This is a genomic window from Paracoccus salipaludis, from assembly GCF_002287065.1.
Taxonomy (GTDB): domain Bacteria; phylum Pseudomonadota; class Alphaproteobacteria; order Rhodobacterales; family Rhodobacteraceae; genus Paracoccus; species Paracoccus salipaludis.
This window is the reverse complement of sequence record NZ_NSJZ01000009.1, coordinates 22,053-39,130: the sequence shown is the minus strand read 5'-3', so window position 1 is coordinate 39,130 and position 17,078 is coordinate 22,053. Positions and strand designations below refer to the sequence as shown.

The 17,078-nt window shown below is 69.5% G+C and carries 16 protein-coding genes; 13 read left to right on the top strand and 3 right to left on the bottom strand.

What is annotated here, in order from left to right:
• Nucleotides 1-38 precede the first annotated feature (38 nt).
• The 4 genes from proC to CK240_RS11305 all read left to right on the top strand — a co-directional run bounded on the left by proC (nucleotide 39) and on the right by CK240_RS11305 (nucleotide 2,425).
• Complete coding sequence (gene proC, locus CK240_RS11320; RefSeq protein ID WP_095640456.1) at nucleotides 39-848, top strand: pyrroline-5-carboxylate reductase; 810 nt, start codon at nucleotides 39-41, stop codon at nucleotides 846-848.
• Entirely contained in the window at nucleotides 845-1,195 is a 351-nt protein-coding gene (locus CK240_RS11315; protein ID WP_095640455.1) for a tRNA-binding protein, read from the top strand. Before proC ends, CK240_RS11315 begins: the two co-directional genes overlap by 4 nt.
• On the top strand, nucleotides 1,195-2,145 hold the full coding sequence (locus tag CK240_RS11310) for a 2-hydroxyacid dehydrogenase (RefSeq protein WP_095640454.1): 951 nt from the start codon (nucleotides 1,195-1,197) through the stop codon (nucleotides 2,143-2,145). The genes CK240_RS11315 and CK240_RS11310 overlap by 1 nt, the downstream gene beginning before the upstream one ends.
• Before the next feature lie 79 nt (nucleotides 2,146-2,224).
• Nucleotides 2,225-2,425: a CsbD family protein gene (locus tag CK240_RS11305; protein WP_095640453.1), complete on the top strand. Its 201-nt coding sequence runs from the start codon at nucleotides 2,225-2,227 to the stop codon at nucleotides 2,423-2,425.
• Between the two features lie 103 nt (nucleotides 2,426-2,528).
• Here CK240_RS11305 and CK240_RS11300 read toward each other — a convergent pair whose 3' ends face one another.
• A complete protein-coding gene (locus CK240_RS11300) occupies nucleotides 2,529-3,500 on the bottom strand; it encodes a DUF808 domain-containing protein (RefSeq protein ID WP_095640452.1) in 972 nt (323 codons plus the stop codon).
• A 166-nt stretch (nucleotides 3,501-3,666) separates the two neighbouring features.
• On the opposite strand from CK240_RS11300, the gene cobS reads away from it, so the two are divergent.
• A complete protein-coding gene (cobS, locus tag CK240_RS11295) occupies nucleotides 3,667-4,644 on the top strand; it encodes a cobaltochelatase subunit CobS (protein WP_095640520.1) in 978 nt (325 codons plus the stop codon).
• A 38-nt stretch (nucleotides 4,645-4,682) separates the two neighbouring features.
• On the opposite strand, the gene CK240_RS11290 is transcribed toward cobS, so the two are convergent.
• Nucleotides 4,683-5,267 (bottom strand): NADPH-dependent FMN reductase, encoded by a 585-nt coding sequence (locus CK240_RS11290; RefSeq protein WP_240517387.1) that lies wholly within the window; start codon nucleotides 5,265-5,267, stop codon nucleotides 4,683-4,685.
• An 85-nt stretch (nucleotides 5,268-5,352) separates the two neighbouring features.
• On the opposite strand from CK240_RS11290, the gene CK240_RS11285 reads away from it, so the two are divergent.
• Complete coding sequence (locus CK240_RS11285; protein WP_095640450.1) at nucleotides 5,353-5,739, top strand: winged helix-turn-helix transcriptional regulator; 387 nt, start codon at nucleotides 5,353-5,355, stop codon at nucleotides 5,737-5,739.
• Here CK240_RS11285 and CK240_RS11280 read toward each other — a convergent pair.
• Nucleotides 5,724-6,230, bottom strand: a complete 507-nt coding sequence (locus tag CK240_RS11280; protein WP_095640449.1) for a hypothetical protein — start codon at nucleotides 6,228-6,230, stop codon at nucleotides 5,724-5,726. The two genes, CK240_RS11285 and CK240_RS11280, sit on opposite strands and share 16 nt — an antisense overlap.
• Nucleotides 6,231-6,344: 114 nt before the next feature.
• On the opposite strand from CK240_RS11280, the gene cobT reads away from it, so the two are divergent.
• From cobT to CK240_RS11245, 7 genes are all read left to right on the top strand, one after another.
• Nucleotides 6,345-8,207, top strand: a complete 1,863-nt coding sequence (gene cobT, locus CK240_RS11275; protein WP_095640519.1) for a cobaltochelatase subunit CobT — start codon at nucleotides 6,345-6,347, stop codon at nucleotides 8,205-8,207.
• The gene (locus tag CK240_RS11270) at nucleotides 8,207-9,409 is read left to right on the top strand and encodes a patatin-like phospholipase family protein (protein WP_095640448.1); all 1,203 of its coding nucleotides are present in this window, start codon (nucleotides 8,207-8,209) and stop codon (nucleotides 9,407-9,409) included. The genes cobT and CK240_RS11270 overlap by 1 nt, the downstream gene beginning before the upstream one ends.
• A gap of 16 nt (nucleotides 9,410-9,425) precedes the next feature.
• Entirely contained in the window at nucleotides 9,426-11,219 is a 1,794-nt protein-coding gene (locus tag CK240_RS11265) for an aminopeptidase P family protein (RefSeq protein ID WP_095640447.1), read from the top strand.
• Between the two features lie 128 nt (nucleotides 11,220-11,347).
• On the top strand, nucleotides 11,348-12,727 hold the full coding sequence (locus CK240_RS11260; protein ID WP_095640446.1) for an FAD-binding oxidoreductase: 1,380 nt from the start codon (nucleotides 11,348-11,350) through the stop codon (nucleotides 12,725-12,727).
• Nucleotides 12,728-12,863: 136 nt separating this feature from the next.
• On the top strand, nucleotides 12,864-13,691 hold the full coding sequence (locus tag CK240_RS11255) for a glycoside hydrolase family 25 protein (protein ID WP_205957813.1): 828 nt from the start codon (nucleotides 12,864-12,866) through the stop codon (nucleotides 13,689-13,691).
• A 155-nt stretch (nucleotides 13,692-13,846) separates the two neighbouring features.
• Complete coding sequence (gene aspS, locus CK240_RS11250; RefSeq protein ID WP_095640445.1) at nucleotides 13,847-15,625, top strand: aspartate--tRNA ligase; 1,779 nt, start codon at nucleotides 13,847-13,849, stop codon at nucleotides 15,623-15,625.
• A 99-nt stretch (nucleotides 15,626-15,724) separates the two neighbouring features.
• Complete coding sequence (locus CK240_RS11245) at nucleotides 15,725-17,071, top strand: DUF1800 domain-containing protein (protein WP_095640517.1); 1,347 nt, start codon at nucleotides 15,725-15,727, stop codon at nucleotides 17,069-17,071.
• The last annotated feature ends 7 nt before the right edge of the window (nucleotides 17,072-17,078 follow it).

Here is a 17,078-nt window from a genome sequence, read left to right as displayed (position 1 = left end):
TTACCCCTTGCAGCCGGCAAACGCAGGCGAGGGGGCACATGGATCTGGCGCATCTGAATGACAGGGGGCTCGTGCTGGTGGGCTGCGGGCGCATGGGCGGCGCGCTTCTGCAGGGCTGGCTTGCGCGCGGACTTGCCCCCAAGGCGGTCCATGTCATCGACCCAAGGGTGCCCGCCTGGGTGGCCGAGCGTGGTATCTCGACCGAGGGGGCCGGGCCCGCCGACCCCGCCGTGATCGTGCTGGCGGTCAAGCCGCAGATGATGGGGGACGTTCTGCCGAACCTGGCCCGGTCAGGCGGCGCGGACAGGCTGGTGCTTTCGGTCGCGGCAGGGGTGACTCTGGCCGCTTATGGCCGCTCTTTCCCGGGCGCCCCGGTGGTGCGCGCGATGCCGAACACGCCCGCCGCGATCGGGCAGGGCATCACCGCGATCGTCGGAAACGAACAGGCCGGCGCTGCCGCGCTGGACATGGCCGAATCGCTGATGGCCGCCGTGGGACGCGTCGTGCGCCTGTCGGACGAATCGCAGATGGACGCCGTGACGGCCGTTTCCGGTTCCGGTCCCGCCTATGTCTTCCACCTGATCGAGGCGCTTGCGGCGGCAGGCGAGGCCGAGGGGCTGCCGGCCGATCTTGCGCTTGATCTCGCCCGCGCGACGGTCGCGGGGGCAGGGGCGCTGGCGATGCACGAGGACGAGGACCCGGCGAAGCTGCGCGAGGCTGTGACCTCTCCCGCCGGCACGACTGCCGCCGGGCTGGCGCACCTGATGGACCCCGACAGCGGCCTTGGCCCTCTGATGCGCCGCACCGTGGCGGCGGCGGCGGCGCGCGGACGGGAGCTCGGGCAATGACCGGACCCGCCGCACAGATCACCTATGACGACTTTGCCCGCGTGGACATCCGCGCCGGAACCATCATCCGCGCCGAGCCTTACCCCGAGGCCCGCGTCCCCGCGATCAAGCTGTGGATCGATTTCGGCCCGGATATCGGGGAAAAGCGCAGCTCGGCCCAGATCACGCGCCACTACGAACCGGCCGGGCTGGTCGGGCAGCAGGTGCTGGCCGTCGTGAACTTCCCGCCCCGCCAGATCGGCAAGGTCATGTCCGAGGTGCTGGTTCTCGGCCTGCCCGACGCCGAGGGCCAGGTGGTCCTGATCGGCCCCGACAGCCCGGTCCCGAACGGGGGAAGGATGTACTGATGCGCCTGCTCGTGACGCGCCGGATGACCAGGGCCGCCGAAGAGACGATATCGGCGGCGTTCGACGCCAGTTTCCGCGATTCGACCACGCCCCTGACCGAGGCAGAGGCGATTGCCGCCCTGCGCGAGAACGACGCGATCATCCCGACCCTCGGCGATCCCTTCAACGCGACGGTGCTGGGCACGTCCGACCGGCGCGCGCGGGTGCTGGCGAACTTCGGCGCGGGGTTCAACCACATCGACCTTCAGGCTGCCCGCGCGGCGGGAATCGTCGTGACGAACACGCCCGATGTGGTGACCGACGCCACTGCCGACATCGCGCTGACGCTGATCCTGATGACGGCCCGTCGCGCAGGCGAGGGCGAGCGTCTGGTCCGCGCGGGCCGATGGACCGGCTGGCACCCGACGCAGATGCTGGGGATGCACGTCACCGGCCGCACCGTGGGCATCGTCGGCATGGGCCGCATCGGGCAGGCCATCGCCCGGCGCTGCCACTTCGGCTTCGGGATGCCGGTGATCTTCCACAACCGCTCGACCGTCACCGGCCTGGACCTGCCCGCGCGGCAGGTGGCGCTGCCGGACTTGCTGGCGCAGGCCGATGTCGTGGTCATGGCGGTCCCGGGGGGCGCTTCGACCCGCCACCTGATCGGCGCGGCGGAACTGGCCGCCATGAAGCCCGGCGCGATCCTGGTCAACATCGCCCGCGGCGACGTGGTGGACGAGGCCGCCCTGATTGCGGCGCTTGAGGCGGGGCCCTTGGGTGGCGCGGGCCTTGACGTCTATGAGCGCGAGCCGGAGGTGCCCGAAGCCCTGCGCCTGCGCGAGAACGTGGTCCTGCTGCCCCATTTGGGCACGGCAACCGAGGAGGTGCGCACCGACATGGCGATGCGCGCCCTGGCGAACCTCGCCGCCTTCTTCAAGGGCGATGCGCCGCCGGATCGGGTGGCTTGACCTTCAAGCGGGAAACCAAGCGGAACCCGCGACTTGCCGGGGCGTTGTTCATGCAGATTGAAGCAACGGAGGCCAGACAATGAACTGGGACATCATCCAGGGCAAGTGGGACCAGCTGAAGGGCTCGGTCAAGCAGGAATGGGGTGAGCTGACCGACGACGAAGTCACCCAGATCAACGGCGACCGCGACAGGCTGTCGGGCAAGCTGCAGGAACGCTACGGCTGGGCCAAGGCCGATGCGGAAGAGAAGATGAACGACTTCCTTCGCCGTCAGGGCTGAGCCGCCCAAGGCCGCAATCGCAAGGGGCGCCACGCCGGGCGCCCCTTTTTCATATCCGGGCGCTGCGGACCGCCGCGCCCATTGAATGCTCGGCCAGGAATGCTCATGCCTCGCGCCCCAGCATCCGCTGGCCGCCGCGCCACAGGGGGGCAAGGACGTTCTTGGACAGCGGGATCAGCGCCAGCCCCAGCGCCAGTCCGAACAGTCCGTCGAAGAAGGCCGTCACCACCCAGCCGACGAAGCCCTGCATCGCCGGGACGGCGTGCGCCGCGAACTCGGACCAGTGATGGATGGTGTCATACATCAGGCCGAAGCCCAGTTCGGCCAGGCCGTGCAGCACGATGTTGCCGCCGACCCACAGCATCGCGGCAGTGCCCACGATCGTCAGGACCTTCATGAAGCCGGGCATCGCCTTGACGATGGTGCGGCCGGCGGACCGCAGGAACCCTTCGCGCGTGCGGGCCAGAGAGACGCCGTAGTCGTCGGCCTTCACGATCAGCCCGACCGCGCCATAGACGGCGGCGGTGATCGCCACCGCGACGGCGAACAGCACGATCGCCCGCATGACGAGCCCCTGTTCCGGCGGGATGGTGGCAAGGGCGATGGTCATGATCTCGGCCGACAGGATGAAGTCCGTCTTGATCGCCCCCTTCACCTTGGATTCTTCCAGCTGGCGGGCGTCGCCGACCTCCTCGCCCTCGTAGCTGTCATGCTCGGGATGGGGATTGAGGGCGTGCCAGACCTTTTCGGCGCCCTCGAAGCAGAGATAGGCCCCGCCGATCATCAGCAGGGGCGTGATCGCCCAGGGCGCGAACTGCGACAGGATCAGCGCGATCGGCAGCAGGATCACGACCTTGTTGAAGATCGAGCCCTTGGCGATGCGCCAGACGATCGGGATCTCGCGGGTGGCGTCGAAGCCGTGGACGTATTTCGGCGTGACCGCCGCGTCGTCGATCACGGCGCCCGCCGCCTTCATCCCGGCCTTGGCGGACATCCCCGCCACATCGTCCACCGATGCCGCCGCAACCTTGGCGATCCCCGCCACGTCGTCCAGAAGTGCGATCAGCCCGCTCATTGCCGTTCCCTTGCCAGTCAGCCTGGGGGCGAACGCCAGGGGCGGCATTTCGGTTCGATCCCCTGAAGCCGCAGGGCCCGGCCCGCCTTCCGCACGGCAACACGCCTTGCGCGCGGCCCAAGGATGTTCCATCACCGGCCGGATGGACCGATGGGGGACTGCGGCGATGGCTACTCTGGATCAGAACGCGAAACCGACCGAAGAAATCGACGTCCGCGACGTCTTCGGCGTGGACAGCGACATGAAGGTCAAGGGCTTCGCCGAACGCACCGACCGCGTGCCGGAACTGGACCCCACCTACAAGTTCGACCCCGACACCACGCTCGCGATCCTGGCGGGCTTCGCCTATAACCGCCGGGTGATGATCCAGGGCTATCACGGCACCGGGAAGTCCACCCATATCGAGCAGGTCGCGGCCCGCCTGAACTGGCCGACCGTGCGCGTGAACCTCGACAGCCACGTGTCGCGGATCGACCTGATCGGCAAGGACGCGATCAAGCTGGTCGAGGGCAAGCAGGTCACCGTCTTCCACGAGGGCATCCTGCCCTGGGCGCTGCGCAACCCGACCGCCATCGTCTTCGACGAATACGACGCGGGCCGCGCCGACGTGATGTTCGTGATCCAGCGCGTGCTGGAGGCCGAGGGCAAGCTGACCCTTCTGGACCAGAACGAGGTCATCACGCCCAACCCCTATTTCCGCCTGTTCGCCACCGCGAACACCGTGGGCCTGGGGGATACGACCGGCCTTTATCACGGCACCCAGCAGATCAACCAGGGCCAGATGGACCGCTGGAACCTGGTGGCGACGCTGAACTACCTGTCCCACGACGCCGAGGTCGCCATCGTGCTGGCCAAGGTGCCGCAGATGAACACCGAAAAGGGTCGCAAGTGCGTGGCGCAGATGGTGACGCTGGCCGACCTGACCCGCACGGCCTTCATGCAGGGCGACCTGTCCACCGTCATGTCGCCGCGCACGGTCATCAGCTGGGCGCAGAACAGCCGCATCTTCGACAACGTGGGCTACGCCTTCCGCCTGACCTTCCTGAACAAGTGCGACGAACTGGAGCGCCAGACCGTGGCCGAGTTCTACCAGCGCCTGTTCGACGAGGAACTGCCGGAAAGCGCGGTGGCGAAGGCGGGGTAAGGGGGCGCGCCGTCAGCGCGCCCCGCCCGGCGCGCGTCTCAAGCCTCGCGCGCAGCCTTGGTGGCCTTGGTCCACCAGACCAGCTCCTCCAGCGTCGACTTCAGCGAGCCTTGCAGGACCCCCTCGATCTCGCTCATGGGGGCGTTCTGGCCGCCGGTCCAGACCTTGAAGAACTCGGACCCGCCGATGTGGACGGCGTTGCGCAGGGGGACCATCTGCAGCTCGACCGCGATCAGGCGCAGGTGCTCCAGCGCGCGGGCGCCGCCCATGCTGCCATAGGCCAGCGCGCCCATGGGCTTGCGGTTCCAGCCGACGTAATCCTGGTCCAACGCATTCTTCAGCGCCCCGGTGATCGAGTGGTTGTATTCCGCGACGACGAACAGGTAGCCGTCGAACTCGGCGACCTTCTTCTGCCAGCGGACCGCGCGCTCGTCCTTCGAGGGGACCCAGGCGTTCGACGCCACCTCGTCGAAGAAGGGCAGGTCGAAGTCGCGCAGGTCCACCAGTTCGAAGTCCAGTTCCGGGTGGTCCTTGACCTTGTCCATCAGCCAGGCAGCGGGCTTGTCGGCGAAGCGCGCCTGACGGGTCGAGCTGATGATGACGGCGATGCGGGGCTTGGCCATTCTGGTCTCCATGATTAACTAGGTATCCAAAAGATACTTCGGATCAGGTAGAGAGCGCCGAAAGGCCCCGCAAGAAGGCACCTTCATGAAACCATGCGACACCCATGACACCGGAACCTGCCAGCGCATCAGCGAGATGCTGTCGCGCATCGGCGACAAGTGGACGCTGCTGGTGGTCCGCGCCCTGGGTCGCGGTCCCCACCGGTTTTCGGCGCTGCGGCGGGAACTGGGCAGCATCTCGCAGAAGATGCTGACGCGCACGCTGCGGAACCTGGAACGCGACGGGCTTGTCCGCCGCACGGTGACGCCCACCACGCCGCCACAGGTGGAATACGCGCTGACGGCCATGGGCGAGGACCTGTTCGGCCCCATCGCGGCCCTGGCCGACTGGACCATCACCCATGCCGACTGCATCGATGCGGCGCGGGCCGCCTATGACGGGCGGGAAGAAGGCGTTCAGCGCGCCGCATAGTCCATCAGCGCCCGGAACAGCTCGGGCGGCAGGTTCTGCGGGTCGGTGATGGTGATGGTCGTTCCGGGCGGCAGGTCGGCGGGGTCCGCAGGCGTCCCGCCAGGGCGCCGCGTGATCGTGGTGGCCGAGGCCATGTCGCGCGGCAGCACGGGGGCCACGCCTCCGCCCGGAGCGGGGGCAAGGGGCGGCATCTGCGGCATCCCTTCGGCGCGGATCGGCCCCTGCTCGGCCAGGGACCGGGCCTGCGCGGCGGCCAGCGCATCTTCCAGTTCGCGGGTGCGGCGGGCGTCCATCTCGGCAAGCTGGGCGTTCACCTGCGCCTGCACGTCCTGCTGCATCTTGGCGGTGACGGCGCCAAGCTGCGCGTTCACGGCCTCGACTCCCTCGGCAAAGCCCTTGCGATAGGCGTCGTTCACGGCGGCGGTGCAGTCCTGCGCCATGGCGGGCAGGGCGGGCAGGATCAGGCTCAGGGCGAGGGTGGTCGGGCGCATGGAAAGCCTTGCTTTGCGGAAACTCGCGGGGCGAACGTCCGGGCGCGGCGAAGGGTTCGCCCGGCGCTTACGCGACTCATGGACATGTCCTGCATCCTGTCCGAAAACAGGCGCATGAAGAAAACCGACAACCCCGCCGATCCGTTCAAGAAGGCGCTGGCCGAGGCGACCCGCGCGCTGGCCGACGAGCGCGAACTGAACGTCACCTACAGCGCCGACCCCTCGGGCGTTGCGGGCGACACGATGCGCCTGCCGCAGGTCAGCCGCCGCATGACGCGGGACGAGATCGTGCAGGCGCGCGGCACCGCCGATGCGCTGGCGATGAAACTGCGCCACCACGACGACGCGACCCACGCCCGTTATGCGCCGGCCGGACCGATGGCGCGCGAGCTTTACGAGGCGATGGAAACCGCCCGCTGCGAGGCTCTGGGCGCCCGCGACATGCCGGGCGCGCTGTCGAACATCGACGCGAAGCTGGGGGCCGAGGCCGACCGCAAGGGCTACGCCCAGATCAAGGCCCCTGCCGACGCGCCGCTGTCGGTCGCGGCCGGCTACCTGGTGCGGCAGGCGGCGACGAACCGCCAGCTGCCCGCCGCCGCGCAGCACGTGGCCGACCTGTGGCGTCCCTTCGTGGAACAGCAGGCCGGCGGCGCGATGGCCGACGTGAACGCGGTGCTGGCCGATCAGGCGGCCTTTGCGCGGCTGTCGCGCAAGGTGATCGCCGATCTCGGCTATGCCGACCAGTTGGGGGACGACCCCGACGAGCCGCAGCAGGACGACGCCGACGAGAACGCCGAGCAGGACGAGGAAGCCGGCGACAACCAGTCGCGCGAGCAGGAGGAAGGCGAGGACGCCGAGGCCAGCCCCGAGCAGAGCCAGGAGCGGACCCAGGACGAGCGGCAGGCGCAGGTTTCGCTTGACGACCAGACCGACGAGGAACTCGTCGAGGACGCCGAGATGGCGGACAGCGAGATGCCGCCTGAACTGCCTCCGCCCGTCAGCGAGGCCAGCGCCGACTACAAGGTCTATACGCAAGCCTTCGACGAGGAGATCCGGGCCGAGGAGCTGGCCGATCCGGCCGAGCTGGAACGCCTGCGCGCTTATCTCGACAAGCAGCTCGAACCCCTGCGCGGGGCGGTGAGCCGCCTGGCCAACAAGCTGCAGCGCCGCCTTCAGGCCCAGCAGAACCGCAGCTGGGAGTTCGACAAGGAGGAAGGGACGCTTGACGCGGGCCGTCTTGCGCGCGTGGTGGCGAACCCGACGACCCCGCTGTCCTTCAAGTGGGAAAAGGACACCGAGTTCCGGGATACCGTTGTCACGATCCTGATCGACAACTCGGGGTCCATGCGCGGGCGGCCCATCAGCATCGCCGCGATCTGCGCCGACGTGCTGGCGCGGACGCTGGAACGCTGTTCCGTGAAGGTGGAAATCCTCGGATTCACGACGCGCGCCTGGAAGGGCGGGCAGAGCCGCGAGAAATGGCTGGCCGACGGCCGCCCCGCCGCGCCGGGCCGCCTGAACGACCTGCGCCACATCATCTACAAGGGCGCCGACGCGCCTTGGCGGCGGGTGCGCCCGAACCTCGGCCTGATGATGAAGGAAGGGCTGCTGAAGGAAAACATCGACGGCGAGGCGCTGGAATGGGCGCACCGTCGGCTGGTGCGGCGGTCCGAGGCGCGGCGCATCCTGATGGTGATCTCGGACGGCGCGCCGGTGGACGACTCCACCCTGTCGGTGAACCCGGCCAGCTATCTGGAAAAGCACCTGCGCGACGTGATCGCCATGATCGAGCGGCGCGCCCAGGTCGAACTGATCGCCATCGGCATCGGCCATGACGTGACGCGCTATTACCAGCGCGCGGTGACGATCACCGACGTGGACCAGCTTGCGGGCGCGATGACGGAACAACTGGCGGGACTGTTCGAAAGCGACCCGCGCAAGAGGGCGCGGGCGATGGGCGGCGCGGCCCGGCGTTGATGAGGGACTGCTGCGGCCCCGCACGGGCGCATGGGCGCCGCTTCGGCGCTGCCGCGGCGGTGACGCTGGCGCTTGTGCTGGCGCTGCCCGGTTGCGGGGTGGTGCCGATCCGGCTGGCTCCGGCGGTGCCTGCCGTGGCACAGTTGCAGGCCGAGCCACCGGGCTATGTCCGGATACGAGCCTTCGGGGACGAGCTGGGCCCCAGCGGTGCGTCGGCCGATGATCTCGGCCGCGCGGCGCTGGAGCGGTTGCAGTCCAGCGAGCCGATCGACCTGCTGGCCCTGTCGGGCGGCGCCGATGCGGGGGCCTTCGGCGCGGGCGTGCTGAAGGGCTGGACCCAGCGCGGCGACCGGCCCGAGTTCGACTATGTGACCGGCGTCTCGACCGGCGCGCTGATCGGGGCGCTGGCCTTCCTGGGACCGGATTACGACGACGCGCTGGAACGCTTCTACACCCAGACCACTGCCAGCGACGTCCTGATCCTGCGCCCGCTTGCGGCGCTGGCGGGTGCGCCCTCGATCGGCGACAGCGCCCCCTTGCGCCAACAGATCGACCGGATCGTGACGCCGCGGATGGTCGCCGCCATCGCGGCCGAGCGGCGGAAGGGCCGGATGCTGCTGATCGGGACCACGAACCTCGATGCGCAGCGGCAGGTGATCTGGGACGTGGGGCGGATCGCGGCCTCGGACCAGCCGGACCGGGTGCAACTGATCCGGGAGATCCTGCTGGCCTCGGCCTCGATCCCCGGCGCCTTTCCGCCCGTGACCATCGACGTGGTGGCGGACGGGCGCCACTACCAGGAACTTCACGTGGATGGCGGCGTCACGCGCGGCGTCTTCGCCTATCCGCCGGGCCTGCGCCTGCCGCCGCCCAGGGGGCCAAGGCGGATGTGGGTGATCCGCAATTCCAAGCTGGCGGCCGAATACCAGCCCACGCGGCCGGGCGTCGTCTCCATCGCCGAACGCAGCCTGACCACGCTGATCAAGCACCAGTCCGTCGGCAACATCGCGGACATGGAGGCGCAGGCGCGGCGCGACGGCTTCGACTTCAACGTCACGGCGGTTCCGCCGAACCTCGCGCTGCCGCCCTACAAGCCCTTTGATGCAGCCTACATGAACACGCTGTTCCGGGCAGGGCTGGCGACGGGCCGCTCGGGCCGCGGCTGGGCGGATGATGCCGGGCCCCTCCTGGGGCAGAACTGAAGGAAAGGAACCGGGCATGACCTGGCAGGAGTTTTCGGCCCCCTCGGACCCGGCGGCAAGCGCACCGCGCCTTGCAGCGCTGCGGGCGCTGATGGCGGCCGAGGGGCTGGACGCCGTGATCGTGCCCCGCGCCGATGCCTGGCAGGGCGAATACGTGGCGGATGCGGATGCGCGGCTGCGCTGGCTGACCGGCTTTTCGGGCAGCGCGGGCTTTGCCATCGTCACGGGTTCGCAGGCCGGCGTCTTCATCGACGGCCGCTACCGCGTGCAGGTCCGGGCCGAGGTGGACCCGGCGCTCTTCGCTCCGGTCCCTTGGCCCGAGACGACGGCCAGCGCCTGGCTGAAGCAGGCGCTGCCGGACGGCGGCGTGCTGGGCTATGACCCGTGGCTGCACACCCGCGCCGAGATCGAGGCGCTGGACAAGGGCCTTGCGGGCAGCGGCATCACCCTGCGCGCCATCCCGAACCCCGTCGACGCGATCTGGTCCGACCGGCCCGAGCCTCCTGCCGGTGCCGCGCGCATCCATGACGCGGTCGTGGCGGGGGCGACCCCGGCCGAGCGGCGCGGGCAGATCGCCCAGGCACTGACCGGGGCCGGGCAGGGCGCTGCGGTGCTGACCATGCCGGACTCGATTGCGTGGATGCTGAACATCCGGGGCGCCGACATCCCTCGCAACCCGGTCGTGCAGGCTTTCGCGACGGTGGATGCGCAGGGCCGGGTCGGGCTTTACGCCGATCCCGCCAAGTTCGACACGCAGGTCCGCGCGCATCTGGGCAACGAGGTCACGATCTCGCCGCCCGATCGCTTCATGGCGGCGCTGGCCGCGCTGGAAGGCCCGGTGCGGCTGGATGCCGACACCGCGCCCGAGGCGGTGTTCCGCGCGCTGGAACAGGCGGGCAGCGAAATCACCCGCGAACGCGATCCTGTCGCGCTGCCCAAGGCGCGCAAGACCACGGCCGAGCTGGAGGGGATGCGCGCCGCCCATCGACGCGACGCGGTGGCGATGATCCGCGCGCTTTCCTGGATCGACGCCCGGCAGCCGGGCAGCTTCACCGAGATCGACGTGGTGCGCGCGCTGGAAGGCTTCCGGCGCGAGGCGGGGGCCATCGACATCAGCTTCGACACCATCTGCGGCTCGGGGCCGAACGGCGCCATCGTGCATTACCGCGTGACCGAGGCCACGAACCGGACCGTGGGCGAGGGGGAGCTTCTGCTGCTCGACTCGGGCGCGCAGTTCGCGGACGGCACCACCGACATCACCCGAACCATCGCCATCGGCGCACCGCCCGAGGCGGCGCGGGACGCCTATACCCGTGTCCTGCAAGGCATGATCGGCCTCAGCCGGCTGCGCTTTCCCAAGGGCGTCGCGGGCCGCGACATCGAGGCGGTGGCCCGCGCGCCGCTGTGGTCGGCGGGAATGGATTTCGACCACGGCACCGGCCACGGCGTCGGCGCCGCTCTTTGCGTCCACGAGGGGCCGCTGCGGATCTCGCGCCGGTCCGAACTGCCGCTGGAGCCGGGCATGATCTTTTCCAACGAGCCCGGCTATTACCGCGAGGGCGAGTGGGGCATCCGCATCGAGAACCTGGTGGTGGTGGAGCCTGCGCAAAGCCCCGATGGCCGCGAGATGCTGGGCTTCGAGACGCTGACGCTGGTCCCCATCGACAAGCGCCTGATCGAGATCGGGATGCTCAGCCGCGCCGAGATCGCCTGGCTGGATGCCTATCACGCGCGGGTGCGGGACGAGATCGGGCCTCTGGTGCCCCGCGACGTGCGGCCCTGGCTCGAGGCGGCGACAGCGCCGCTGTAGGGCCGCGGGCGCCGGGGGCGCTGCCCCGCCGACTGCGCCGGCTTCACGGGACGTATCAACGGGGAAGAAGAGCCTTGAGGACGGCGGGGTGCGCTGGCATGTTCCCCGCGCCTTCAAGGAGTTCCACCATGCCCATTTCCGAAGCCGTCCTGTCCGAGCTGCGCGCCATTCTGGGGGACCGGCTTTCGACCGGGGAATCCGACCGCGAACTGCATGGCGCTTCGGAAACCTTTCACCGCGCCCCGCCGCCCGATGCCGTGGCCTTCCCGCTGAACACCGCGGAAGTCTCGCGCGTGCTGAAGGTGTGCAACGACAACGGCGTGCCGGTGATCGGCTGGGGTGCGGGCACCTCGCTGGAGGGGCACGCGCTGGCGATCCACGGCGGGCTGGTGATCGACCTGATGCGCATGGACCGCGTGCTGGAGGTGCGGGCCGAGGACATGCTGGCCGTGGTCCAGCCCGGCGTCACGCGTGAGGCGCTTAACACGGAACTGCGGGCGACGGGGCTGATGTTCCCGGTCGATCCGGGGGCGAACGCCTCGATCGGCGGCATGGCCGCGACGCGCGCCAGCGGCACCACGGCGGTGCGCTATGGCACCATGCGGCAGAACATCCTGGCGCTTGAGGTCGTGCTTGCCGACGGCCGCGTGATCCGCACGGGAACACGCGCGGCCAAGTCCAGCGCGGGCTATGACCTGACCGCGCTGATAGTGGGGTCCGAGGGCACCCTTGGCATCATCACCGAACTGACCCTGCGCCTGCACGGCCAGCCCGAGGACGTGGCCGCCGCCGTCTGCGCCTTCCCCTCGCTGACCGAGGCCGTGACCTGCGTGGCCCAGACCATGCAGCTGGGCATCCCCATGGCGCGGATCGAGTTCATGGACCCGATGGCCATGCGCGCGATCAACCTGGACATGGGCTCGGCCTACCCCGAGGAACCGCACCTGATGATCGAGTTCAACGGCTCGCCCGACGCGGTGCGCGCCAATGCGGAAGCCTTCGGCGAGATCGCGGCCGAGCATGGCGGCAAGGGGTTCCAGTGGGCCTCGACCCTCGAGGAGCGCAACCGCCTGTGGGCCGCGCGGCACAACAGCTACTGGGCCACGCTGAAGCTGCGTCCGGGCGCGACGGGGGTCGTGACCGACATCTGCGTGCCCATGTCCGAGCTGCCCGGGGCGGTCGCGGCGGCGGCGGCCGACATGGAGGCGGCCGGCCTCCTGGGCGACATCGTGGGCCATGTGGGCGACGGCAACTTCCACACGCTGATGCTGGTCGAGCCCGGCAACGCCGGGGAAATCGCCACCGCCAAGCGCATCGCCCGCCGCATGGCGGACCGCGCGATCGCCGTCGGCGGCACGATCAGCGGGGAACACGGCATCGGCGTCGGCAAGCGCGACCTGATGCTGGACCAGCATGGCGAGGCCTGCGCGGTCATGTCCGCGATCAAGCGGGCGCTGGACCCCAACAACATCATGAACCCCGGCAAGCTGCTGCCCGATTTCAACTGACCGGGCCTGCCGGGCGCGTCCTGACGATTTCGTGAAGCCCCACCCCCGGGCTGCCTGCGGCGTGCAGGTGACTTTGCCCGGAATCCAGTGGAATAGTCCGCCGAAAACACGCTCAAGAAACGGAACGAGGCAGGACATGAAACTCTGGATCAAGGCGGTTGCGCTGGCGGCGGTCACGGCGCTGGCAGCCTGCGGCGGCGGGCCGACGCGGCGCGTCGTGACCGACATCAGCATCGGCTCGGGGCAGTCGGTGCAGGGCAGCTTCACCGGCGGGGCGGTGCCGCTGCTGGGCGACACGGCGCCGCATGTCTGGACCAGCGGGCATCCCTACAACCTGCCCGTCCACGGGGTGGACGTGTCGCGCTATCAGGGCGACGTGAACTGGCATCAGGCCCGGGCGTCGGGCATCAACTTCGCCTTCATCAAGGCGACCGAGGGAGGCGATCACTCGGACCCCGCCTTCCGGCGCTACTGGGCCGAGACGCGGGCGGCCGGCATCCCGCGCGGAGCCTACCACTTCTACTACTTCTGCCGGTCGGGGGCCGAGCAGGCGGCCTGGTTCATGGCCAACGTCCCGCGCGAACGCGGCGCATTGCCGCCGGTGATCGACCTGGAATGGAACCACCAGTCGCGCAGCTGCCCCTTCAAGCCCTCGGCCGCCGAGGTGCGCCGCGAGGTGGGCATCATGATGTCGATGCTGCACCAGTATTACGGCCAGCGCCCGATCATCTACACCACGGTCGATTTCTACCGCGACACTGGCGTGCGGAACGTGGGCGCCGAGTTCTGGCTGCGGTCGGTTGCCGACCATCCGCGCGGCACCTACCCCGGCCAGCAGTGGAGCTTCTGGCAGTACACCGGCACCGGCACCGCGCCGGGCTTCCGCGGCAACGTGGACCTGAACGCCTTCGCGGGCAGCCGGGCCCAGTGGAACCGCTGGCTGGCCACCAGGTCGCAGCGCTGAACGCCTGAGCCGGCGCGCCTGCCCCGTGGGCGCGCCGTCCATCCGGGCCGAGGTTTCGCATTTCTGTGCGGACGATGGCCTTGTGCCGTTCCGACCGGCTTGACTTGACTGCCGTCGCGGCGTTCATGCGGCACCGGACCACAAGAGGACGCGCCATGAACGCCTATCGCAGCCACACCTGCGGCCAGTTGACCGCCGCCGACGCCGGGACCACCGTGCGCCTGTCGGGCTGGGTGCATCGGGTGCGCGACCACGGGGGCGTGCTGTTCATCGACCTGCGCGACCATTACGGCATCACGCAGGTGATCGCCGACAGCGACTCGGCCGCCTTCCCCACGCTGGAAAAGCTGCGCGCCGAGACGGTGATCCGCATCGACGGCCGGGTGAAGCTGCGCGACGCCAGCCTTGTGAACCCCAAGCTTTCGACCGGCGAGATCGAGGTCTATGCGACCGACGTCGAGGTGCTGGGCGCGTCCGACGACCTGCCGCTGCCGGTTTTCGGCGACCAGGATTACCCGGAAGAAACGCGGCTGGCCTATCGCTTCCTCGACCTGCGCCGCGAGTCCCTGCACAACAACATCATGCTGCGCTCGCGCGTCATCAAGTGGCTGCGCGACGCCATGTGGGACGCAGGCTTCACCGAGTTCCAGACGCCGATCATCACCGCGTCCTCGCCGGAAGGGGCGCGCGACTTCCTCGTGCCCTCGCGCCTGCATCCGGGCAAGTTCTACGCGCTGCCGCAGGCGCCCCAGCAGTTCAAGCAGCTGATCATGGTCGCGGGCTTCGACCGCTATTTCCAGATCGCCCCCTGCTTCCGCGACGAGGACCCGCGCGCCGACCGCTCGCCCACCGACTTCTACCAGCTCGACGTCGAGATGAGCTTCGTCGAGCAGAAGGACGTCTTCGCCGCCGTCCAGCCGGTGATCCAGGGCCTGTTCGAGACCTTTGGGGGCGGCCGCCGCGTGGACTCGGACTGGCCGCTGATCCCCTATGTCGAGTCGCTGAAGAAATACGGCACCGACAAGCCCGACCTTCGCAACCCCATCGAGATGGTGGACGTCAGCGAACACTTCCGCGGCTCGGGCTTCGGCATCTTCGCCAAGCTGCTGGAACAGGACGGCACCGAGGTCCGCGCCATCCCCGCGCCGACCGGGGGCAGCCGCAAGTTCGCCGACCGGATGAACGCCTTTGCGCAAGCGCAGGGCTTGCCGGGGATGGGCTACATCTTCTGGCGCAAGGACGACGCGGGCGCGACCGAGGCGGCCGGTCCCATCGCCAAGGCGCTCGGCCCCGAGAAGACCGAAGCCATCCGCACCGCGCTGAACCTCAAGGAAGGCGACGCCGTCTTCTTCCTCGGCGGCAAGCCCTCGGACTTCGAGGCGGTCGCCGGCCGGGCGCGGACCGAGATCGGGCGAGAGCTTGGCCTCATCGACGAGAACCAGTTCAAGTTCGCCTGGATCGTCGATTTCCCGATGTACGAGAAGACCGACGACGGAAAGATCGACTTCAGCCACAATCCCTTCTCGATGCCGCAGGGCGGGATGGAGGCGCTGGAGGGCGACCCGCTGAAGGTCCATGCCTACCAGTATGACCTCGCCTGCAACGGCTACGAACTGATCTCGGGCGGCATCCGCAACCACACGCCCGAGATCATGTTCAAGGCCTTCGAGATCGCGGGCTATGGCCGCGACGAGGTGGAAAAGCGCTTCGGCGGCATGGTCAAGGCCTTCCGCTATGGCGCGCCCCCCCACGGCGGCTGCGCGGCGGGCATCGACCGCATCGTGATGCTGCTGGCGGACGAGCAGAACATCCGCGAGGTCATCATGTTCCCGATGAACCAGCGGGCCGAGGACCTGATGATGGGCGCGCCCTCGGAACCCACGAACGAGCAGCTGCGCGAGTTGCGCCTGCGGGTGCTGCCCAAGGACGCCTGAGCGGCCTCCCGCCGTCAGCAAAGCGTGAGATGCCTCTGGCCGCCGCCCATGGGATAAGGGGCGGCGGCGCGCGTTTGCGCCGCGCGGCATGGACGGATGATGACGATCGATCCAGAGCGTGCGGCCATCCGGCTGGGCTATGGCCTGTCGCCCCGGGTGCCTCCGGCGGACACCGGCTTCCTTCTGGACTCGGTGGCTCAGGCCACGCAGCCGGACGGCTGGACCGCGACGGCCGCCACCGCCGCGCATCTGGCCTTCGGCGAGGTGCGCAAGGCCCGTGACGAGGGCGCGCTGAGCGCAGAGGAGTACCGCGCCGAGGTGCAGGTGCTGGAAGGCCAGCGGCTCGATGCCTTCCGCAACCGCTTGGCCCGCGCGGCCGGTGCGCCCGCGGGCTTCGGGGAACGCCTGGTGCAGTTCTGGGCGGACCATTTCACCGTCGTCGCGCAGAACCCGACCCAGCACCTGATGGCCGCCGCCTTCGTGGACGAGGCCATCCGCCCGCATCTGGACGGACGCTTCGGTGCCATGCTGTTCGCCGCCGCGACCCATCCCATAATGCTGATCTACCTGAACCAGAACGCGAGCGTCGGCCCGAACTCGCGTTTTGCGCGGCGGCGGCCGGAACTGCACGTCGGGCTGAACGAGAATCTCGGCCGCGAGGTCCTGGAACTGCATACGCTGGGGGTGGGGGCCGACTACACCCAGGGGGACGTGCGGGAACTTGCCAAGGTGCTGACGGGGCTGACCTACAACCCCAGGGATCACCGCCGCTTTCGCCCGCAGGTGGTCGAGCCGGGGACCGAGACGGTGCTGGGTGTCAGCTATGGCGACGGCCTGCCCGAGATCGCCCGCGCCCTGGACGACCTGGCCGTGCATCCGGCGACCGCGCGGCACCTTGCGCGCAAACTCGCCACGCATTTCGCGGCCGATGATCCGCCCGAGGCGCTGGTCGCCGATCTTGCCGCGGTGTGGACGGACAGTGGCGGCGATCTGCGCGCGGTCAGCGCGGCACTCGTGACGCATCCGGACCTTGCCGCGACCTTCCGGCAGAAGGCGCGCCAGCCCTTCGACTTCGTCGCGGCGGCCCTGCGCGCCCTGGGAATGGGGGCCGGGGAGATCCTTGCGCTGGACCGCCCGCAGGTCCGGCAGTACCTGCTGGTGCCGATGCAGCGCATGGGCCAGCCCTTCGGCAAGGCGCGCGGCCCCGACGGCTGGCCCGAGCCCGCCGGCGACTGGATCACCCCGCAGCTTCTGTCGGCCCGCATCGGCTGGGCGCTGTCCATGCCGCAGCGGCTGGTCGAAGCCTTTCCCGATCCCCGCGCGTTCCTGTCCACCGCCTTGGGCACGACTGCATCCGAAGCGCTGGTGCGCGCCGTTCCCCGCGCCGAGAACACGCGCGAGGGGGTGGCGATCGTGCTGGCCTCGACCGAGTTCAACCGCCGCTGAAAGGGGC

What these genes read in the sequence shown, in the direction of transcription:
- proC (WP_095640456.1), top strand. Translation starts at nt 39, where the DNA reads ATGGATCTGGCGCATCTGAATGACAGGGGGCTCGTGCTGGTGGGCTGC.
- CK240_RS11315 (WP_095640455.1), top strand. Translation starts at nt 845, where the DNA reads ATGACCGGACCCGCCGCACAGATCACCTATGACGACTTTGCCCGCGTG.
- CK240_RS11310 (WP_095640454.1), top strand. Translation starts at nt 1,195, where the DNA reads ATGCGCCTGCTCGTGACGCGCCGGATGACCAGGGCCGCCGAAGAGACG.
- CK240_RS11305 (WP_095640453.1), top strand. Translation starts at nt 2,225, where the DNA reads ATGAACTGGGACATCATCCAGGGCAAGTGGGACCAGCTGAAGGGCTCG.
- CK240_RS11300 (WP_095640452.1), bottom strand. Translation starts at nt 3,500, where the DNA reads ATGAGCGGGCTGATCGCACTTCTGGACGACGTGGCGGGGATCGCCAAG.
- cobS (WP_095640520.1), top strand. Translation starts at nt 3,667, where the DNA reads ATGGCTACTCTGGATCAGAACGCGAAACCGACCGAAGAAATCGACGTC.
- CK240_RS11290 (WP_240517387.1), bottom strand. Translation starts at nt 5,267, where the DNA reads ATGGCCAAGCCCCGCATCGCCGTCATCATCAGCTCGACCCGTCAGGCG.
- CK240_RS11285 (WP_095640450.1), top strand. Translation starts at nt 5,353, where the DNA reads ATGAAACCATGCGACACCCATGACACCGGAACCTGCCAGCGCATCAGC.
- CK240_RS11280 (WP_095640449.1), bottom strand. Translation starts at nt 6,230, where the DNA reads ATGCGCCCGACCACCCTCGCCCTGAGCCTGATCCTGCCCGCCCTGCCC.
- cobT (WP_095640519.1), top strand. Translation starts at nt 6,345, where the DNA reads ATGAAGAAAACCGACAACCCCGCCGATCCGTTCAAGAAGGCGCTGGCC.
- CK240_RS11270 (WP_095640448.1), top strand. Translation starts at nt 8,207, where the DNA reads ATGAGGGACTGCTGCGGCCCCGCACGGGCGCATGGGCGCCGCTTCGGC.
- CK240_RS11265 (WP_095640447.1), top strand. Translation starts at nt 9,426, where the DNA reads ATGACCTGGCAGGAGTTTTCGGCCCCCTCGGACCCGGCGGCAAGCGCA.
- CK240_RS11260 (WP_095640446.1), top strand. Translation starts at nt 11,348, where the DNA reads ATGCCCATTTCCGAAGCCGTCCTGTCCGAGCTGCGCGCCATTCTGGGG.
- CK240_RS11255 (WP_205957813.1), top strand. Translation starts at nt 12,864, where the DNA reads ATGAAACTCTGGATCAAGGCGGTTGCGCTGGCGGCGGTCACGGCGCTG.
- aspS (WP_095640445.1), top strand. Translation starts at nt 13,847, where the DNA reads ATGAACGCCTATCGCAGCCACACCTGCGGCCAGTTGACCGCCGCCGAC.
- CK240_RS11245 (WP_095640517.1), top strand. Translation starts at nt 15,725, where the DNA reads ATGACGATCGATCCAGAGCGTGCGGCCATCCGGCTGGGCTATGGCCTG.